The 15,457-nt window shown below is 76.0% G+C and carries 13 protein-coding genes; 7 read left to right on the forward strand and 6 right to left on the reverse strand.

The features are described 5' to 3' along the window. Positions 1 to 80 precede the first annotated feature (80 nt). The 4 genes from AB8M62_RS02510 (at position 81) to AB8M62_RS02525 (ending at position 3,504) form a co-directional block, all read left to right on the forward strand. Positions 81 to 1,436, forward strand: coding sequence for an O-acetylhomoserine aminocarboxypropyltransferase/cysteine synthase family protein (locus tag AB8M62_RS02510; protein ID WP_369068533.1), 1,356 nt, complete (start codon positions 81 to 83; stop codon positions 1,434 to 1,436). Between the two features lie 161 nt (positions 1,437 to 1,597). Continuing rightward, on the forward strand, positions 1,598 to 2,044 hold the full coding sequence (locus tag AB8M62_RS02515; RefSeq protein ID WP_369068553.1) for a CoA-binding protein: 447 nt from the start codon (positions 1,598 to 1,600) through the stop codon (positions 2,042 to 2,044). Between the two features lie 94 nt (positions 2,045 to 2,138). Beyond that, positions 2,139 to 2,897 carry a DUF4190 domain-containing protein gene (locus AB8M62_RS02520; protein ID WP_369068534.1) on the forward strand — a complete coding sequence of 253 codons (759 nt, stop codon included), beginning with the start codon at positions 2,139 to 2,141 and terminating at the stop codon, positions 2,895 to 2,897. A gap of 109 nt (positions 2,898 to 3,006) precedes the next feature. Continuing rightward, complete coding sequence (locus AB8M62_RS02525) at positions 3,007 to 3,504, forward strand: hypothetical protein (protein WP_369068535.1); 498 nt, start codon at positions 3,007 to 3,009, stop codon at positions 3,502 to 3,504. A 175-nt stretch (positions 3,505 to 3,679) separates the two neighbouring features. Here the strand turns inward: AB8M62_RS02525 and AB8M62_RS02530 are convergent, their stop codons facing one another. The 5 genes from AB8M62_RS02530 to AB8M62_RS02550 all read right to left on the reverse strand — a co-directional run bounded on the left by AB8M62_RS02530 (position 3,680) and on the right by AB8M62_RS02550 (position 9,951). After that, positions 3,680 to 4,942, reverse strand: coding sequence for a deoxyguanosinetriphosphate triphosphohydrolase (locus AB8M62_RS02530; protein ID WP_369068536.1), 1,263 nt, complete (start codon positions 4,940 to 4,942; stop codon positions 3,680 to 3,682). Continuing rightward, positions 4,935 to 6,134, reverse strand: coding sequence for a tRNA dihydrouridine synthase DusB (gene dusB, locus AB8M62_RS02535; RefSeq protein WP_373694834.1), 1,200 nt, complete (start codon positions 6,132 to 6,134; stop codon positions 4,935 to 4,937). The genes AB8M62_RS02530 and dusB overlap by 8 nt, the downstream gene beginning before the upstream one ends. An 85-nt stretch (positions 6,135 to 6,219) precedes the next feature. Continuing rightward, positions 6,220 to 7,599: an extracellular solute-binding protein gene (locus AB8M62_RS02540; protein WP_369053870.1), complete on the reverse strand. Its 1,380-nt coding sequence runs from the start codon at positions 7,597 to 7,599 to the stop codon at positions 6,220 to 6,222. A gap of 99 nt (positions 7,600 to 7,698) precedes the next feature. Further along, entirely contained in the window at positions 7,699 to 8,445 is a 747-nt protein-coding gene (locus AB8M62_RS02545; protein WP_369053868.1) for a polysaccharide deacetylase family protein, read from the reverse strand. A gap of 114 nt (positions 8,446 to 8,559) precedes the next feature. Then, entirely contained in the window at positions 8,560 to 9,951 is a 1,392-nt protein-coding gene (locus tag AB8M62_RS02550) for a glycine--tRNA ligase (protein WP_369053866.1), read from the reverse strand. A 256-nt stretch (positions 9,952 to 10,207) separates the two neighbouring features. Here AB8M62_RS02550 and AB8M62_RS02555 point away from each other — a divergent pair, with 256 nt between their 5' ends. Further along, complete coding sequence (locus AB8M62_RS02555) at positions 10,208 to 10,684, forward strand: Fur family transcriptional regulator (RefSeq protein ID WP_369068538.1); 477 nt, start codon at positions 10,208 to 10,210, stop codon at positions 10,682 to 10,684. 71 nt (positions 10,685 to 10,755) lie between these two features. Here AB8M62_RS02555 and AB8M62_RS02560 read toward each other — a convergent pair whose 3' ends face one another. Further along, the gene (locus AB8M62_RS02560; RefSeq protein ID WP_369068539.1) at positions 10,756 to 11,889 is read right to left on the reverse strand and encodes a CobW family GTP-binding protein; all 1,134 of its coding nucleotides are present in this window, start codon (positions 11,887 to 11,889) and stop codon (positions 10,756 to 10,758) included. A 148-nt stretch (positions 11,890 to 12,037) separates the two neighbouring features. On the opposite strand from AB8M62_RS02560, the gene AB8M62_RS02565 reads away from it, so the two are divergent. Together AB8M62_RS02565 and ppc are read left to right on the forward strand one after the other, a co-directional pair. Next, on the forward strand, positions 12,038 to 12,319 hold the full coding sequence (locus AB8M62_RS02565; protein ID WP_369053862.1) for an HU family DNA-binding protein: 282 nt from the start codon (positions 12,038 to 12,040) through the stop codon (positions 12,317 to 12,319). Between the two features lie 208 nt (positions 12,320 to 12,527). Then, positions 12,528 to 15,383 (forward strand): phosphoenolpyruvate carboxylase, encoded by a 2,856-nt coding sequence (ppc, locus tag AB8M62_RS02570; RefSeq protein WP_369068540.1) that lies wholly within the window; start codon positions 12,528 to 12,530, stop codon positions 15,381 to 15,383. Positions 15,384 to 15,457 lie beyond the last annotated feature (74 nt).

Consider the following 15,457-nt stretch of genomic DNA (forward strand, 5'->3'; position numbering starts at 1 on the left):
CGTCCCCGGCGCCGCACCGGCCGCGGGTGCGACGGGGCGGGCGGACGGGCGCGTCGGTGCGCGGTGGCAGGATCGCCCGGGTGAGCCACGAGCAGCACCCCGCGCGCCCCGACGTGCGCAGCGACCGCCCCTGGGGCTTCCGCACCCGCGCCGTCCACGCGGGCGCCGTGCCCGAGCCGACGACGGGCGCGCGGGCCGTCCCGATCTTCCAGACGACCAGCTTCGTCTTCGAGGACGCGGCCGACGCCGCCAACCTCTTCGCGCTGCAGAAGTACGGCAACATCTACAGCCGCATCTCCAACCCCACGGTGGCCGCGCTGGAGGAGCGGATGGCCTCCCTGGAGGGCGGGCTGGGCGCCGTGGCGTGCAGCAGCGGGCAGTCCGCGGAGTTCCTCACCTTCGCGGCCCTGGCCGGGGCGGGCGACCAGATCGTCGCCTCCAACAACCTCTACGGCGGCACCGTCACCCAGCTCGACGTCACGCTGCGCCGCTTCGGGGTGGACACGGTGTTCGTCGAGCCGGAGCCGGAGGCCGTGCGCGCGGCCATCACCGAGCGCACCAAGCTGGTCTTCACCGAGCTGGTCGCCAACCCCTCCACCGTCGTCGCCGACGTGCGGGCGCTGGCCGACGTCGCCCACGAGGCCGGCGTGCCGCTCGTCGTGGACGCCACCACCGCCACCCCGTACCTGTGCCGGCCGATCGAGCACGGCGCGGACGTCGTCATCCACTCCGCGACGAAGTTCCTCGGCGGGCACGGCACGACCCTCGGCGGGGTCGTCGTGGACGCGGGCACGTTCCCGTGGGACAACGGCCGCTTCCCCTCGATGACCGAGCCCGTCGCCAGCTACGGCGGCCTGAGCTGGTGGGGGAACTTCGCCGAGTACGGGTTCCTCACCAAGCTGCGCAGCGAGCAGCTGCGCGACATCGGCGCGACGCTGTCCCCGCACTCGGCGTTCCTGCTGCTGATGGGCGTGGAGACGCTGCCGCAGCGCATGCGCGAGCACGTGGCCAACGCCCGGCGGGTCGCGCAGTGGCTGGAGGCCGACGAGCGGGTCAGCTGGGTGCGCTACTCCGGCCTGCCCTCGCACCCGCACCACGAGCGCGCGCAGCGCTACCTTCCCGAGGGGCCCGGCGCGGTGTTCTCCTTCGGCGTGCGCGGCGGCCGCGCGGCCGGGGAGCGGTTCATCGAGGCGTGCCGGCTGTGCTCGCACCTGGCGAACATCGGCGACGCCCGCACGCTGGTCCTGCACCCGGCCAGCACCACCCACCAGCAGCTGTCGCCCGAGCAGCTGGCCGCCGCGGGCGTGCCGGAGGACCTCGTGCGCATCAGCGTCGGCCTGGAGGACGTCGAGGACGTCCTGTGGGACCTGGACCAGGCCCTCGAGGCGTCCGTGAGCGCGGCGGCCGGCGCGGCCGCCGGGGAGGAGGAGCGGTGAGCGACCCCCTGGCCGGCGAGGTGACCGGCGTCCCCGACGTCGGCACCACCGCCCCCGACGAGGTCCTGGAGCAGGCGCGCCGCGACGGGTCCGCCGAGCGGGCCACCGGCTCGCAGGACGCCCCGGCTTCGGCGTGGACGCCGCCGACCCCGGGCGAGCGGCTGCGGCTGCTGCGGTCCACCCGCACCGTCGCCGTCGTCGGTGCCTCGAACAAGCCCTCGCGCGCCTCGTACTTCGTCTCCACGTACCTGCTGGCGAGCACCGACTACGAGGTGTGGTTCGTCAACCCGCGCGAGCGCGAGGTGCTGGGACGGCCCTGCTACCCCTCGCTCGCGGAACTCCCGGGGGTCCCGGACGTCGTCGACGTGTTCCGCCGGCCCTCCGAGCTGGGCGCCGTGCTCGACGAGGTGATCGCGGTCGGTGCCCGCGCGCTGTGGCTGCAGCTGGGCCTGTCCGACGACGACGTCGCCCGGCGCGGCACGGCCGCGGGCCTGACCGTCGTCATGAACCGCTGCCTGAAGATCGAGCACGCCCGCTTCCACGGCGGGCTGCACTACGCCGGGTTCGACACCGGCGTCATCAGCTCGCAGCGGCGCGCCGTGCGCTGACGCGCTCCCCCGGACGGCGCGCCCGGGTGCGCCGTCCGGGGGACCGCCCGGCGCTCCGGCACCGGCGGTGGCGGCGCGCGCGGCACCCTGGAGCGTGATCGATCCCCGTCCGGCCGCCCCGGGCGCCTGGCCCCCGCCGCCGTCCGGCACGGTGCTGCCGGCGACCCCGCCGCCGCGGCCCACCGACGGCGTGTCCGTGGGCGCCCTCGTCTGCTCCCTGCTCGGCGTCCTCGGGGTCCCCGCCGTCGTGCTGGGCGGCATGGGACTGGCCCGCACCGCGGGCGGGCGCCGGGCCGGGCGCGGCCTCGCCGTCGCCGGGCTCGTGCTGGGCGGCCTGCAGGTCCTCGCCGGAGCGGTCGCGCTCGTCGCCCTCGCGCTGTTCGCCTCCGGGCAGGACGCCTGGGAGACGGTCCTGCCGGCCTCGGACGAGGTGCAGGGGGCGCAGGACCTGCGCACCGGCGACTGCCTTGACGAGGAGGGTTCCGACGTCCTCGGCTGGGACGTCGTCGTGCGCGACTGCGCCGGTGAGCACACCGCCGAGGTGCTGGCGCTCGTCGACGCGCAGGGCGCGCCCGGCTCCCCCGACGACTTCCCCGGCGACGACGCCCTCCAGGTGCAGGCCGACCTCGCCTGCACGGCCGCGCTGGCCGGTGCCCTCGACGGGGCGGACGCGACCGTCGGCGCCGCCGACCTCGTCCCCGACTGGTACGTGCCCACCGCCGACGGCTGGGCCGCCGGCGACCGCACCATCGACTGCCTCGTCGTCGGCCTCGACGCCGACGGCTGGTCCGTGCCCCTGACCGGGTCGCTGCTGGCGGGGACGCTCGCGAGCGGGCCCGCCACGACCGTCTGAGGTCCGGCCCACGGCGGTCGTGACCGCGCCACCCGGTGACCGCCCGCACCACCGCTCCCCCGCGCAGCAGCGCCCCACCGACCACGAGCAGCGATCCGGGAGGTCCCGCGTGGCCTACGCCTACTACCCCCTCACCCTCCTCCCCGTGCCCGACGGGGAGGACGCCGGCCGCGCCTTCGAGCGCTGGCTCCACGAGGAGCCCCTCGGCGACGGACCGGTCACCGAGGAGCAGACCGCCGCCTGGGCCCTGGCCCTGCCGCGGCTGCGCGAGCTCGGCCCCGGCGCGGAGGACACGATCGAGGAGGGCGACGGCGAGCGCACCCGGGTCACCTCCTACGGGTACACCTACGAGTGCGGGATCGAGGTCGGCTACGACAGCAACGGCTCCGCGGAGGTCGAGATCCCCATCAGGGACGGCTGCCTGCCCGACCGCCACCTCGGCGCGCGAGCCGTCGAGGTCCTGGCCGAGGTGACCGGGCTGACGGTCTACGACGAGCGCGCCGGGCGCGTCTACGACGGGTACCTGCCGGAGCACGTCAGCGTCCTGGAACCGGCCGCCGAGCGGGCGGCGCGCCCCTGGTGGAAGCGCCTGCTGGGGCTGCGCTGAGCGGTGCTCCCCGGGCGGGCGCCGGAACCGGACACCCGTCGAGCGCCCGCACCTGACAGCCAGCCTGCGGGTACGGCGCGACACGCCGTCGCGGAGCGGGCGACACGCCGCACCCGGCGCGGTGCCCGCAGGCCGGCTGTCAGCCCTACCCGGCCGGAGCCGCGCGGCGCGGGCCTCAGGTGAGCCGGGCGTGCCAGGCGACGGCGGAGACGTCGGTCAGCGAGGCGATCTGGTCCACGATGACCCGCAGGCGGGCGGCGTCGTCGCGGGCGGCGGCGTGGTCCTCGCGGAACGGCGGCTCCAGCGCGTCGGGGGCCCGCTCGGTCAGCGCCACGAGCAGCTCGGTGAGCAGCTCGCGCTGGCGGGCGTAGAACGGCTGGCGCTCCTGCGCGCTCATGACGAACGTGGCGGCCACGCCCTTGAGGACGGCCACCTCCACCTCGGTGCCGGCGGGCACGACGACGTCGGCGGCGTAGCGGGTCAGCCGGCCGGGGCCGTGGGCGGCGCGGGTGGCGTCCTCGGCGGCGCGCGCGAAGCGGCCGATGAGCTGGCTGGTCATGTCCTTCAGCGCCGCCAGGTGCCGCCGGCCGCGGTACACCTCGCCGGGCTGCTCCACCGCCCAGTACGGCAGGGACTGCAGGCGCTGCAGGGCGTCGTCCACCTCGTCGTCGCCGACGTCGGGCAGGTACCAGTCGCGCACCTGCGCGGCGACCCGCGCGCGCACCTCCGCCTCGCGCAGCCAGTCCAGGCGCACGGAGCCGGCGACGACGGCGTCCTCCACGTCGTGCACGCAGTAGGCGACGTCGTCGGAGAAGTCCATGACCTGCGCCTCCACGCAGGGGCGGTCGGCGGGGGCGCCGTCGCGCAGCCACGCGAAGACGGCCGCGTCGTCGGCGTAGGCGCCGAACTTGCTCGTGGGCCGGGGCGCGCGCCCGCGCAGCCACGGGTACTTCGTGGAGGCGTCCAGGCTGGCGCGGGTGAGGTTCAGGCCCACGGGCGAACCGTCGGCGGCCACCGACTTCGGCTCCAGGCGCGTCAGCAGGCGCAGGGTCTGCGCGTTGCCCTCGAACCCGCCGATGTCCGCGCCGGCCTCGGCCAGGGCCCGCTCGCCGTTGTGCCCGAACGGGGGGTGGCCCAGGTCGTGGGCCAGGCAGGCGGTGTCCACGACGTCGGGGTCGCAGCCCAGCGCCGCGCCCAGCTCGCGGCCGACCTGGGCGACCTCCAGGGAGTGGGTGAGCCGGTTGCGCACGAAGTCGTCGGTGCCGGGGCCGACGACCTGCGTCTTGGCGGCCAGGCGCCGCAGCGCCGAGGAGTGCAGCAGGCGGGCGCGGTCGCGGGCGAAGGCGGTGCGCCCGTGCGTCTTGGGCGGCTCGGCCGCCCAGCGCTCCAGGTCCTGCGGCGCGTAGCCGGGGTGGGTCACCGCGAACGGCTCAGCCACCGGACACCGACAGCTCGGCCTGCCGCACGTTCTCCAGCGCCGCGCCGGTCAGCTCGCGGTCGTCCAGCCACCCCTCGGGCAGCGCCACCCGCTCCTGCGGGGAGCCGGCGCGGCCGCGCGGGCCCTCGGCGGGCGCGCCCGGGTACGGCTGCGACAGGTCCATCCCGGCCAGCAGCTCGTCGAGCGCGGCGAGGCTGTCGACCAGGCCCAGGCGCGAGCGCAGGTCCCCGCCCACGGTGTAGCCCTTGAAGTACCAGGCCACGTGCTTGCGGATGTCGCGGCAGCCGCGCAGCTCGTCGCCGTAGTGCTCCACGAGCAGCTCGGCGTGCCGGCGGATCGTGGCGGCGACCACGGCGAGGCCGGGGCGGTGGCGCTCGGGGCGCCCGGCGAACGCGGCCTGCAGGTCGGCGAACAGCCACGGCCGCCCCAGGCAGCCGCGGCCGACGACGACGCCGTCGCAGCCGGTGCGCCGCACCATCTCCAGGGCGTCGTCGGCGCTCCACACGTCCCCGTTGCCCAGGACGGGGATGCTGGTGACGGTCTCCTTCAGGCGGGCGATCGCGTCCCAGTCGGCCTGCCCGGAGTAGTGCTGGGAGGCGGTGCGCCCGTGCAGGGCGACGGCCGCCGCGCCCTCCTGCTCGGCGGCGCGGCCGGCGTCCAGGTAGGTCAGGTGGTCGTCGTCGACGCCCTTGCGCATCTTCACCGTCAGCGGCAGCCCGCCGCGGGAGGCCTCGCGCACGGCGCCGCGCACGATGGAGCGGAACAGGCCCGCCTTCCACGGCAGGGCCGCTCCCCCGCCCTTGCGGGTCACCTTGGGCACCGGGCAGCCGAAGTTGAGGTCGACGTGGTCGGCGAGGTCCTCCTCGACGACCATCCGCACGGCGGCGGCCACGGTCACCGGGTCCACCCCGTACAGCTGCAGGCTGCGGGGCCGCTCGTGCGGCTCGAACGTCACCAGCCGCATCGACTCCGGGGTGCGCTCGACCAGCGCGCGCGAGGTGACCATCTCGCTGACGTAGAAGCCCTCGCCGTGCTCGCGGCACAGCGTGCGGAAGGCGGAGTTGGTGATGCCCGCCATGGGCGCCAGCACGACGGGGGTGGGCGACACGTGCGGGCCGATGCGCAGGGGCGCCAGGACGGGCGCCGCCGTCGCGGGGGCCGTGGCGGGGGCCGGGGCGTGCAGGGTGCTCACCCCTCCATGATGACGCGCCCGCGGGGGCGCTCCCGCCCGCGCCCGGGAGGGGGCGGGCACGGGCGGGAGCGGGCGGTCGGCGCGCTCAGGCGTCCAGGACCGCGTTCATGTTGGCCGCGAACTGCTCGGGGGTGATCGCGAGCTGGAAGAGCTGCTCGATGTTGGTCAGCAGCTCCTCGGCGGCCGTGGGGCTCAGCGCCTGGTCCCAGGACTGCTGGAAGGACGGGGCGGCGCTGACGACGTCGTAGACGAACTGCATCCACTCCTGGTCGTCGGAGAGGGAGAAGCGGTCCTCGATGCCGGTGACGACGGGCACCTCGCCGGCCTCGGTGATGAACGCGTCGATCACCTCGTCCGTCATCAGGCCCTCGGCGAAGAAGGTGCGGGCGACCTCCTTCTCCTCCTCGCTCGCCTCGGCGGACAGGTAGAAGTACTGCGCGGGGTTGCCGAGGCTGTTGCCCGGGTCGCCCTTGCCGCCGGTGACCGTGGGGAAGTTGGCGTAGCCGAGGTTCCCGCCGGTGACGAAGTCCCCGCCGTCGGCCTTCATCGCCCCGTACGTCCACGTGCCGTGCAGCATCATGGCCGCCCGGTCGGTGTACAGCAGGGCCTGGTCGGCGTTCTGGTCGGCGACGATGGAGTTGAAGCCGTCGACGAACCCGCCGGCGCGCACGAGGTCCTGCGCCATCGTCAGCGCCCGCAGCGAGTCGGGGTTCGACCAGGCCTCCGGCTGCCCGTCGTAGATCGACTGGAACAGCTCCGGGCCGCCGACGCGGTCGAAGAGGAACTCCAGCCACATCATCGTCGTCCAGCGCGACTGCCCGGCCAGGGAGATCGGGGCGATGCCGGCGTCGTTGAACGTGCCGACCAGGCCGATCAGGTCGTCCCACGTCTGCGGCGGCTGCGCGCCGACCTGGTCGAACAGGCGCTTGTTGTAGAAGAAGACGATGGGCTGCACCGTCTCGTTGGGCATGGCGTAGACCTCGCCGTCGACGGTCGCGGCGGCCCAGGTGGACTCCAGCAACCGGTCGCGCACCTCGGGGTTCTCGTCGAGCCAGCCCGTCAGGGGCTCGATCTGGCCGGCGCGGGCGAAGTCGCGCATGCCGCCGCCGCCCCAGCCGTAGATGATCGTCGGGGCCTGGCCGGCGCCGACGGCGGTGCGGATCTTCGTCTTGTAGGCGTCGTTCTGGAAGGCGGTGGGGGTCAGGTCCGCGCCGTCGGAGGACTCGTTGAAGGCCTCGACGTAGGCGTCGCGGATCGACTCCTTCGGGTCGCCGGTCAGGTACCAGATGGTGGCGCCCGCACCGGCGCCGCCGCCCCCACCGCCCCCGCCGGGCTGGCCGGGGCCGGAGGAGCCGCCGCAGGCGGACAGGGCGGTGGCGGCCAGCGGAGCGGCGAGGACCGCGGTGAGCAGGGAGCGCCGGCTGGTGGTGCGCGGGGCGCCGGGGGTCGGGGGGTGCGTGGTCACGGGGTTCTCCTGGGGCGTGGCGCCGCGGCGGTGCGGCGGGAGGACGGCGGGGGGTCGAGCGGGACGGCGGGGGGTCGAGCGGGACGGCGCGGGGGCGCGTCAGCGCCTCGTCTCGGCGGCGGTGACGCGGACCTCCGGCCGGGCGAAGCGCCAGCCGTCGGCCTTCAGCTCGGGGATCAGGGTGGCGACCGCGTCGACGGTGGGCCGGCGGTCGCCGCCGCCGTCGTGCATCAGCGCCACGGCGCCGGGGGTCAGCTGGTCGCGCACGCGCTGGGCCAGCTCCTCGGCCGTGGCCGGCTCCCAGTCGGTGATGACGAAGCGCCAGCCCAGCGGCTGCATGCCCTCCTCGGCGGCGACGCGGGCCACGCGCTGGTCGGCGCCCCAGTCGCCGTAGGGGGCGCGGAAGAACGGGATCTTCGCGCCCGGCACGACCTCGCGGATGAGGGCGCTGGTCTCGCGCAGCTCGGCGCGGATCGCCTCGGGGTCCTCGGCGCCCAGGAACCCGTGGCGCATCGTGTGGTTGCACAGGGTGTGCCCGTCGGCGGCGATGCGCCGCACGATGTCCGGGTACTGGCGCACGTGGTCGCCCCACAGGCAGAACGTGGCCTTGACGCGGTGCTCGCGCAGGACGTCGAGCAGCCGGAGGGTGTCGGCGCCGTTGGGGCCGTCGTCGAAGGTGAGGCTGACCGCCTTGCCGCCGCCCTGGGCGCTGGTGACGATCTCGGGGGTGGGGTCCTTCGCCTGCGCGGGGCCGGCGGCGACGGCGCTCAGCGTCGCGGCGGCGGCCAGGGCGAGGACCGACGCGCCCAGGCGGTGGGCGGTGCGGCGGGGGGCACGGGGGTGCACGAGCTACCTCCTCGTAGCTGGGAGGGCCCGCGCGTCGGGCCCACCGCGGAACCTAGGGTCCGCGGTGGGCCTTCCGCAAGCTTTCCGGAAGGTCCGGCAGGAGCGTGCCGGGGCTCAGGCCCCCAGCAGGCGCGCGCCCAGCCAGGCGCTGACCTGGCCGAGGCCCACGCGCTCCTGGGCCATGGTGTCGCGCTCGCGGATCGTCACCGCCTGGTCCTCGAGGGTGTCGAAGTCGACGGTGATGCAGTACGGGGTGCCGATCTCGTCGTGGCGGCGGTAGCGGCGGCCGATGGCGCCGGCGTCGTCGAACTCCACGTTCCAGTGCGCGCGCAGCTCGGCGGCCAGGTCGCGGGCCTTGGGCGAGAGCTGCTCGTTGCGCGAGAGCGGGAACACCGCGGCCTTGACGGGGGCCAGGCGGTGGTCCAGGCGCAGCACGGTGCGCTTGTCGACGCCGCCCTTGGTGTTGGGGGCCTCGTCCTCGGAGTAGGCGTCGACGAGGAACGCCATGAGGGAGCGGGTCAGGCCGGCCGCGGGCTCGATGACGTAGGGCGTCCAGCGCTCGCCCTTGGTCTGGTCGAAGTACGACAGGTCGACGCCGGACTCCTTCGAGTGCGTCGACAGGTCGAAGTCGGTGCGGTTGGCGATGCCCTCCAGCTCGCCCCACTCCCCGCCCTGGAAGCCGAAGCGGTACTCGATGTCGACGGTGCGCTTGGAGTAGTGCGACAGCTTCTCGGCCGGGTGCTCGAAGAACCGCAGGTTGCCCGGGTCGATGCCCAGGCCCACGTACCAGCTCATCCGCTCCTCGAGCCAGTACTGGTGCCAGGTCTCGTCGGTGCCGGGCTCGACGAAGAACTCCATCTCCATCTGCTCGAACTCGCGGGTGCGGAAGATGAAGTTGCCGGGGGTGATCTCGTTGCGGAAGCTCTTGCCGATCTGGCCGATGCCGAACGGCGGCTTCTTGCGGGCCGAGCCCATGACGTTGGCGAAGTTCACGAAGATGCCCTGCGCCGTCTCGGGGCGCAGGTAGTGCAGCCCCTCCTCGTTGTCGACGGGGCCCAGGAACGTCTTCATGAGGCCGGAGAACTCGCGCGGCTCCGTCCACTGCCCGCGCAGGCCGGTGTCCGGGTCGACGACGTCGGCCAGGCCGTTCTCCGGCGGGTGGCCGTGCTTGGCCTCGTACGCCTCCAGCAGGTGGTCGGCGCGGTAGCGCTTGTGGGTCACCAGCGACTCCACGAGGGGGTCGGTGAACACGGCGACGTGCCCGGAGGCCTCCCACACGCGGCGCGGCAGGATGACGGAGGAGTCCAGGCCCACGACGTCGTCGCGGGTGGTCACCGTCGCGCGCCACCACTGGCGCTTGATGTTCTCCTTCAGCTCCACCCCGAGCGGGCCGTAGTCCCACGCGGACCGGGTGCCCCCGTAGATCTCGCCGCTGGGGAAGACGAACCCCCGGCGCTTGGCGAGGTTGGTGACGGCGTCGAGGCGGCTGGTCGGGGACTGGGCCACGGGATCTCCATCCGGCTGGTTGTCGGCGAGGGACGGGCGCACCGGCCCGGACGGCCGGCCGCGCACCCCGCCGCGGTGGGCGGGGCGGTCGATCAGCGTAGACGGTCCCGGCGCGCGGTGACGGGGCGGCGCGGGGCGGCGGGCAGCGCCGGTGACGTAGGCTCGGGCGTCGCGGCAGCGCGCCCGCGACGGCCGCAGCGCGGCGCGCCGGTCACGGGACGGGACGCGCGGCAGGACGAGCACGAGGAGGACCGCCGTGGCAGCCCCGCAGTCCCCGCGCCCCGAGCGCGCGCGCCCCACGGGCGCCACGACGACGGCCACCCCGCAGCGGCGCTCGACCAAGCAGCGCTCGGCCGTCTCGGCGCTGCTGGACGAGGCCGAGGGCTTCCTGTCGGCGCAGGACCTGCACGCGCGGCTGCGCGAGCGCGGCGACGGCGTGGGCCTGGCGACCGTCTACCGGGCGCTGCAGGCGCTGGTCGAGGACGGCAGCGTGGACGTCCTGCGCACCGACGAGGGCGAGTCGGTCTACCGGCGCTGCTCCACCGGGCACCACCACCACCTGGTGTGCCGCCGGTGCGGGCGCACGGTGGAGGTGGAGGGCCCGACGGTGGAGACGTGGGCGCGCCGGGTCGGCGCCGAGCACGGCTTCACCCAGGTCGAGCACGTCGTGGAGGTGTTCGGCGTGTGCGCGCAGTGCACCGCCGAGCTGGCGGCCGGGCGGTCCGCCGGCTGACCCCCGCGCCCGGCGTCGGGCCGCGCGCGTCGGGCCACGCGCGTCGGGCCACGCGCGTCCGGCCACGCGCGTCAGGCCACGTGCGGCACGTCCGCGCCGGCCGCCCCCAGCCACGGCTCGAAGCCGTCGGGCGTCCCGGGCCGGAAGCGCTCGTGCTCGTCGGCGCGCAGCAGCAGCCGCGGGAAGCAGGCGGCCACGCGCTCGCGGTCGGCCGGGTCGGTGCCCGTGACGACCAGGCGGGTGCGCGGCCCGGCCGCGTCCCAGCCGCCGACCTCGCCGATGCTCAGCTGCCCGCCGGCCCCGTCCCAGGCGCACACGACGCCGGGGCGCGAGGGCAGGTGGAAGACGCCGCGGGCGCGCAGCCGCCCGCTGCCGACCTCCTCGATCCCCTCCAGCAGCCGGCCGGGGTGGAAGGCGCGCCGGGAGCTGAGCTCGAGGGTCCAGACGCCGTCGCCGTCCAGCGCGCCCGTCGGGCGGGCGCGCCGCAGCTCCAGGGGCGCGTCGCGGCCGGGGTCGTGGGCGGCGTCGGGCCGCCCGGCCCAGCGGTCGGCCACGAGCTCGGCGCCGGTGACGGCGTGGACCTCGCGCACGGGGGCGGTGCTCAGGTGCGCCAGCAGCCGGCGGGCCCGGCCGGCGGGCGCGTCCCGCTCCCCCGCCAGCAGCACCAGGTCGGCCTCGTCGAGCTGGTGGGCCAGGGCCTCGCCGACGGCGCGGCCGTCGTCCAGGACGCCGGCGAGGGCGGGCAGGCGCTCGGCGAGCAGGTCGTCGCCGAGCAGGTCGTCCTCCAGGGCGGCCGCGTCGGCGGTGGCGACGACGGAGGCGACCCGGCACGCGTCGGCGACGGGGCGGCCGTCGACCTCGCCGGACCGCAGGGCGCGCACGACGACGAGGGGCTCGGCCGCCAGCGGCAGGGCCAGCACGACGCGCCGCCAGCGGCCGCTGGCGGCGACCGCCACGAGCGCGGGCAGCACGTCCTCGCGCAGCGCGCAGTCCAGGCAGGCGTGCTCCAGGGGCACGCGCACGTCCTCCTCGACGCCGTGGACGTCGCTCACCACGCGGCGCAGGCCGTCGTCGCGGCCGGGGCCGAGGTCGTAGCGCAGGACGACGGTGCCGGGCACCTCCCAGGCGGCCACGGCGGTCGCGGTGTCGCGCAGCACCGGGTCCAGGCAGGTCAGGACGGTCACGGGCAGGGGGGCGAGGGGCACGACGGTCTCCTCCACGACGTCTTGTTGAGAATGATTGTCAGTCGTCGAGACGGTAGCAGGCGCCCGCGGCGCGCCGGGGCGGGGCGGCCCGCCGCGCCGGGTCACGACGGGTAACGTGCCCGGGACTGTCCACGACCAGGGAGACCACGTGAACCGCAGCGAACTCGTCAGCGCCCTCGCCGAGAAGAGCGGCGTCACCCAGACCGACGCCGACTCCGTCCTCAGCGCCTTCGGCGACGTCCTCATCGAGGCCGTCGGCCGCGGCGAGGACGTCCGCCTGCCCGGCCTGCTGACCCTCGAGCGCGTCGAGCGCGCGGCCCGCACCGGCCGCAACCCCCGCACCGGCGAGACCCTCGAGATCGCCGCCTCCTACGGCGCCAAGCTCACCGCCGGCTCCAAGCTCAAGGCCGCCGCCGCCGGCAACGACTGACGCCCCGGCCGGGTGAGCGCCCGGCCGCGGCCCCGCCCGCCCGCGCCCGGCGGGGACCCCGGTTCCCCCCGGGCGGGGCGAGGCGCCAGACTGCACCGCACCGGCACCGCGCCGGTGCCGCGCGGCCGCTCCGCGCGGTCGGGACGAGTCAGGCAGTGCGCCGGGGTCAGCGTCGACGCCCGCACCGGCACGGAGGCGAGGGCGACCGATGAGCAGCTCCACCACGCAGTCGACCGCTGCGGACGACCAGGCACCGGCGCTGGCGCGCCGCGCCGCGACCGACGCCCTGTCCGTGGACGGGGTCTCCTCCGACGAGGGCCACGCCGCGCTGCGCGCCTCGGTGCGCCGGCTCGGCGAGCTGCTCGGGGAGTCCCTGACGCGCCACGAGGGCCCCGAGCTGCTCGACCTCGTCGAGCGGGTGCGCCGCCTGGCCCGCCGCCCCGACGGCGGCACCGAGCTGGCCGCGCTGCTGTCGGGCGTGGACGACCGCACGGCGATCGTGCTCGCGCGCGCCTTCACCGCCTACTTCCAGCTGGCCAACGCCTCCGAGCAGCTGCACCGCGGCCTGGAGCTGTCCCGCCAGCCGGCCGGCGGGCTGCCGCCGACGCTGGAGCGCGTGGCCGAGGGCCTGCGCTCGGGCGAGCTGGACCGCGAGCACGCCGCGGCCGTCGTCGGCCGCCTGCAGCTGCGCCCCGTCTTCACCGCCCACCCCACCGAGTCCAGCCGCCGCTCCGTGCTGGACCTGCTGCTGCGCATCACCGGCATCGTCGAGGCCTCCGAGGACCCGCAGCAGCGCCCCCTGGACGCCGAGCGCGGCCGGCGGCGTCTGGCCGAGCTGGTGGACCTGCTGTGGCAGACCGACGAGCTGCGCGTGGACCGCCCGCGCGTCGTCGACGAGGCCCGCTCGGCCCTGCACTACCTGCGCACCCTGACCTCCGACGTCCTGCCCGACCTCGTGGAGGACCTGCAGGCCGGCCTGGCCGAGCTGGGCCTGGAGCTGCCGGCCGACGGGCGCCCGCTGCGCTTCGGCAGCTGGGTCGGCGGCGACCGCGACGGCAACCCCAACGTCACCCCCGAGGTGACGATGGAGGTGCTGGCCCTGCAGCACGACGCCGCGCTGGACCTGCTGGTGCGCGCCGTGGAGGAGCTGCGCACCGAGCTGGCCGCCTCCACGCAGGTCGTCGGCGTCAGCGAGGAGCTGGCCGCCAGCCTGGAGACCGACCGGCAGCTGCTGCCCGAGGTGCACGCCGAGCGGGTGCGCCTGAACAGCCAGGAGCCCTACCGGCTGAAGCTGTCCTACGTCGCCGCCCGCCTGGAGGGCACCCGCGCGCGCCTGCACGACCAGACGCCCCACGCGCCCGGCCTGGACTACGCCGACGCGGGCGAGCTCGTGGCCGAGCTGCACCTGCTGGCCGACTCGCTGCGCGCCCACGACGGCCAGCTCGTCGCCGACGGGGCCGTGGCCCGGCTCCTGCGCGTCGTGCACGCCGTCGGGTTCAGCCTGGCCACGCTGGACGTGCGCGAGCACGCCGGTCGCCACCACGCGGCGCTGGCCGCCGTCTACGACCGCCTCGGCGAGCTGGACCGCCCCTACGCGCAGCTGGAGCGCACCGAGCGCCGGGCGCTGCTCTCGCGCGAGCTGACCGGCCACCGCCCGCTCATCGGCGCCGCGGTGCGCAACCTCACCGGCACCCCCGCGGAGGTGTTCCGCCTGTTCAGCACCGTCCGGCAGGCGCTGGACCGCTACGGCGACGACGCGGTGGAGAGCTACATCGTCTCCATGACGCAGGGCATCGACGACCTGCTGGCGGTCGTCGTCCTGGCCCGCGAGGTGGGCCTGGTGGACCTGGCCGACCCCGCCGACGAGGCCGGCGGCGGGGACGTGGCGCGCATCGGGTTCGTGCCGCTGTTCGAGACGGTCACCGAGCTGGAGGCCGCCGAGGAGCTGCTGGAGGGCCTGCTGGCCGACCCGTCGTACCGCCGCGTGGTGGCGGCGCGCGGGGACGTGCAGGAGATCATGCTGGGCTACTCCGACTCCTCCAAGGACGGCGGGATCGCCGCCTCGCGCTGGCAGATCCACCGCGCCCAGCGCGCGCTGCGCGACGTGGCGCGCCAGCACGGCGTCGTCCTGCGCCTGTTCCACGGCCGCGGCGGGTCCGTCGGCCGCGGCGGCGGCCCCACGGGCGAGGCGATCCTGGCCCAGCCGTACGGCAGCCTCGACGGCCCCATCAAGGTGACCGAGCAGGGCGAGGTCATCAGCGACAAGTACGTGCAGCCGCGCCTGGCCCGGCACAACCTCGAGGTGGCGCTGTCGGCCGTCCTGGAGGCCTCCACGCTGCACCGCACCTCGGCGCTGCCGCGCGACGTCCTGGACGTGTGGGACGCGGCGATGGACGTCGTGGCCGGCACCGGCCAGCGCGCCTACCGCGCGCTGGTGGGCGACCCCGCGCTCATCCCGTTCTTCCTGGCGGCCACGCCCGTGGAGGAGCTGGGCAACCTCAACATCGGCTCGCGGCCCTCGCGCCGCCCCGGCGGCACGGGCGGCCTGGAGGACCTGCGCGCGATCCCGTGGGTGTTCGGCTGGACGCAGAGCCGGATCAACGTGCCCGGCTGGTTCGGCGTCGGCTCGGGCCTGGCCGCGGCCCGCGAGGCCGGTCACGGCGAGACGCTGCGGCACATGTACGGCTCGTGGAACTTCTTCCGCAGCTTCGTGTCGAACGTGCAGATGACGCTGGCCAAGACGGACCTGGCCATCGCCGGGCACTACGTGGAGGAGCTGGTGCGCCCGGAGGACCGCGGGGTGTTCACCACGATCCGCGAGGAGCACGCGCGCACCGTGGAGCAGGTGCTGTGGGTGACCGGGCAGTCGGAGCTGCTGGAGTCCGCACCCGTGCTGCGCCGGACGCTGGAGCTGCGCGACGCCTACCTGGCACCGCTGCACGCGCTGCAGGTCAGCCTGCTGGGCCGGGCGCGCGCGGCCGGTGAGGACCCGGCGCCGGTGCTGCGCCGCGCCCTGCTGCTGACGATCAACGGCATCGCGGCCGGGATGCGCAACACCGGCTGAGCCGGCCGCTCCGCGCGGCGGGGGGGGGGCGCGCGCGCGGGGGCCGCGCGGGGCCGGCCGCCGGGCGGCGGGGG

Origin of the sequence: Kineococcus terrestris (assembly GCF_041020755.1) — a bacterium.
Taxonomy (GTDB): Bacteria; Actinomycetota; Actinomycetes; order Actinomycetales; family Kineococcaceae; genus Kineococcus; species Kineococcus terrestris.

Excerpts from the sequence above, each read along its gene's own strand:
- ppc (WP_369068540.1), top strand. The coding sequence starts at position 12,528 with ATGAGCAGCTCCACCACGCAGTCGACCGCTGCGGACGACCAGGCACCG.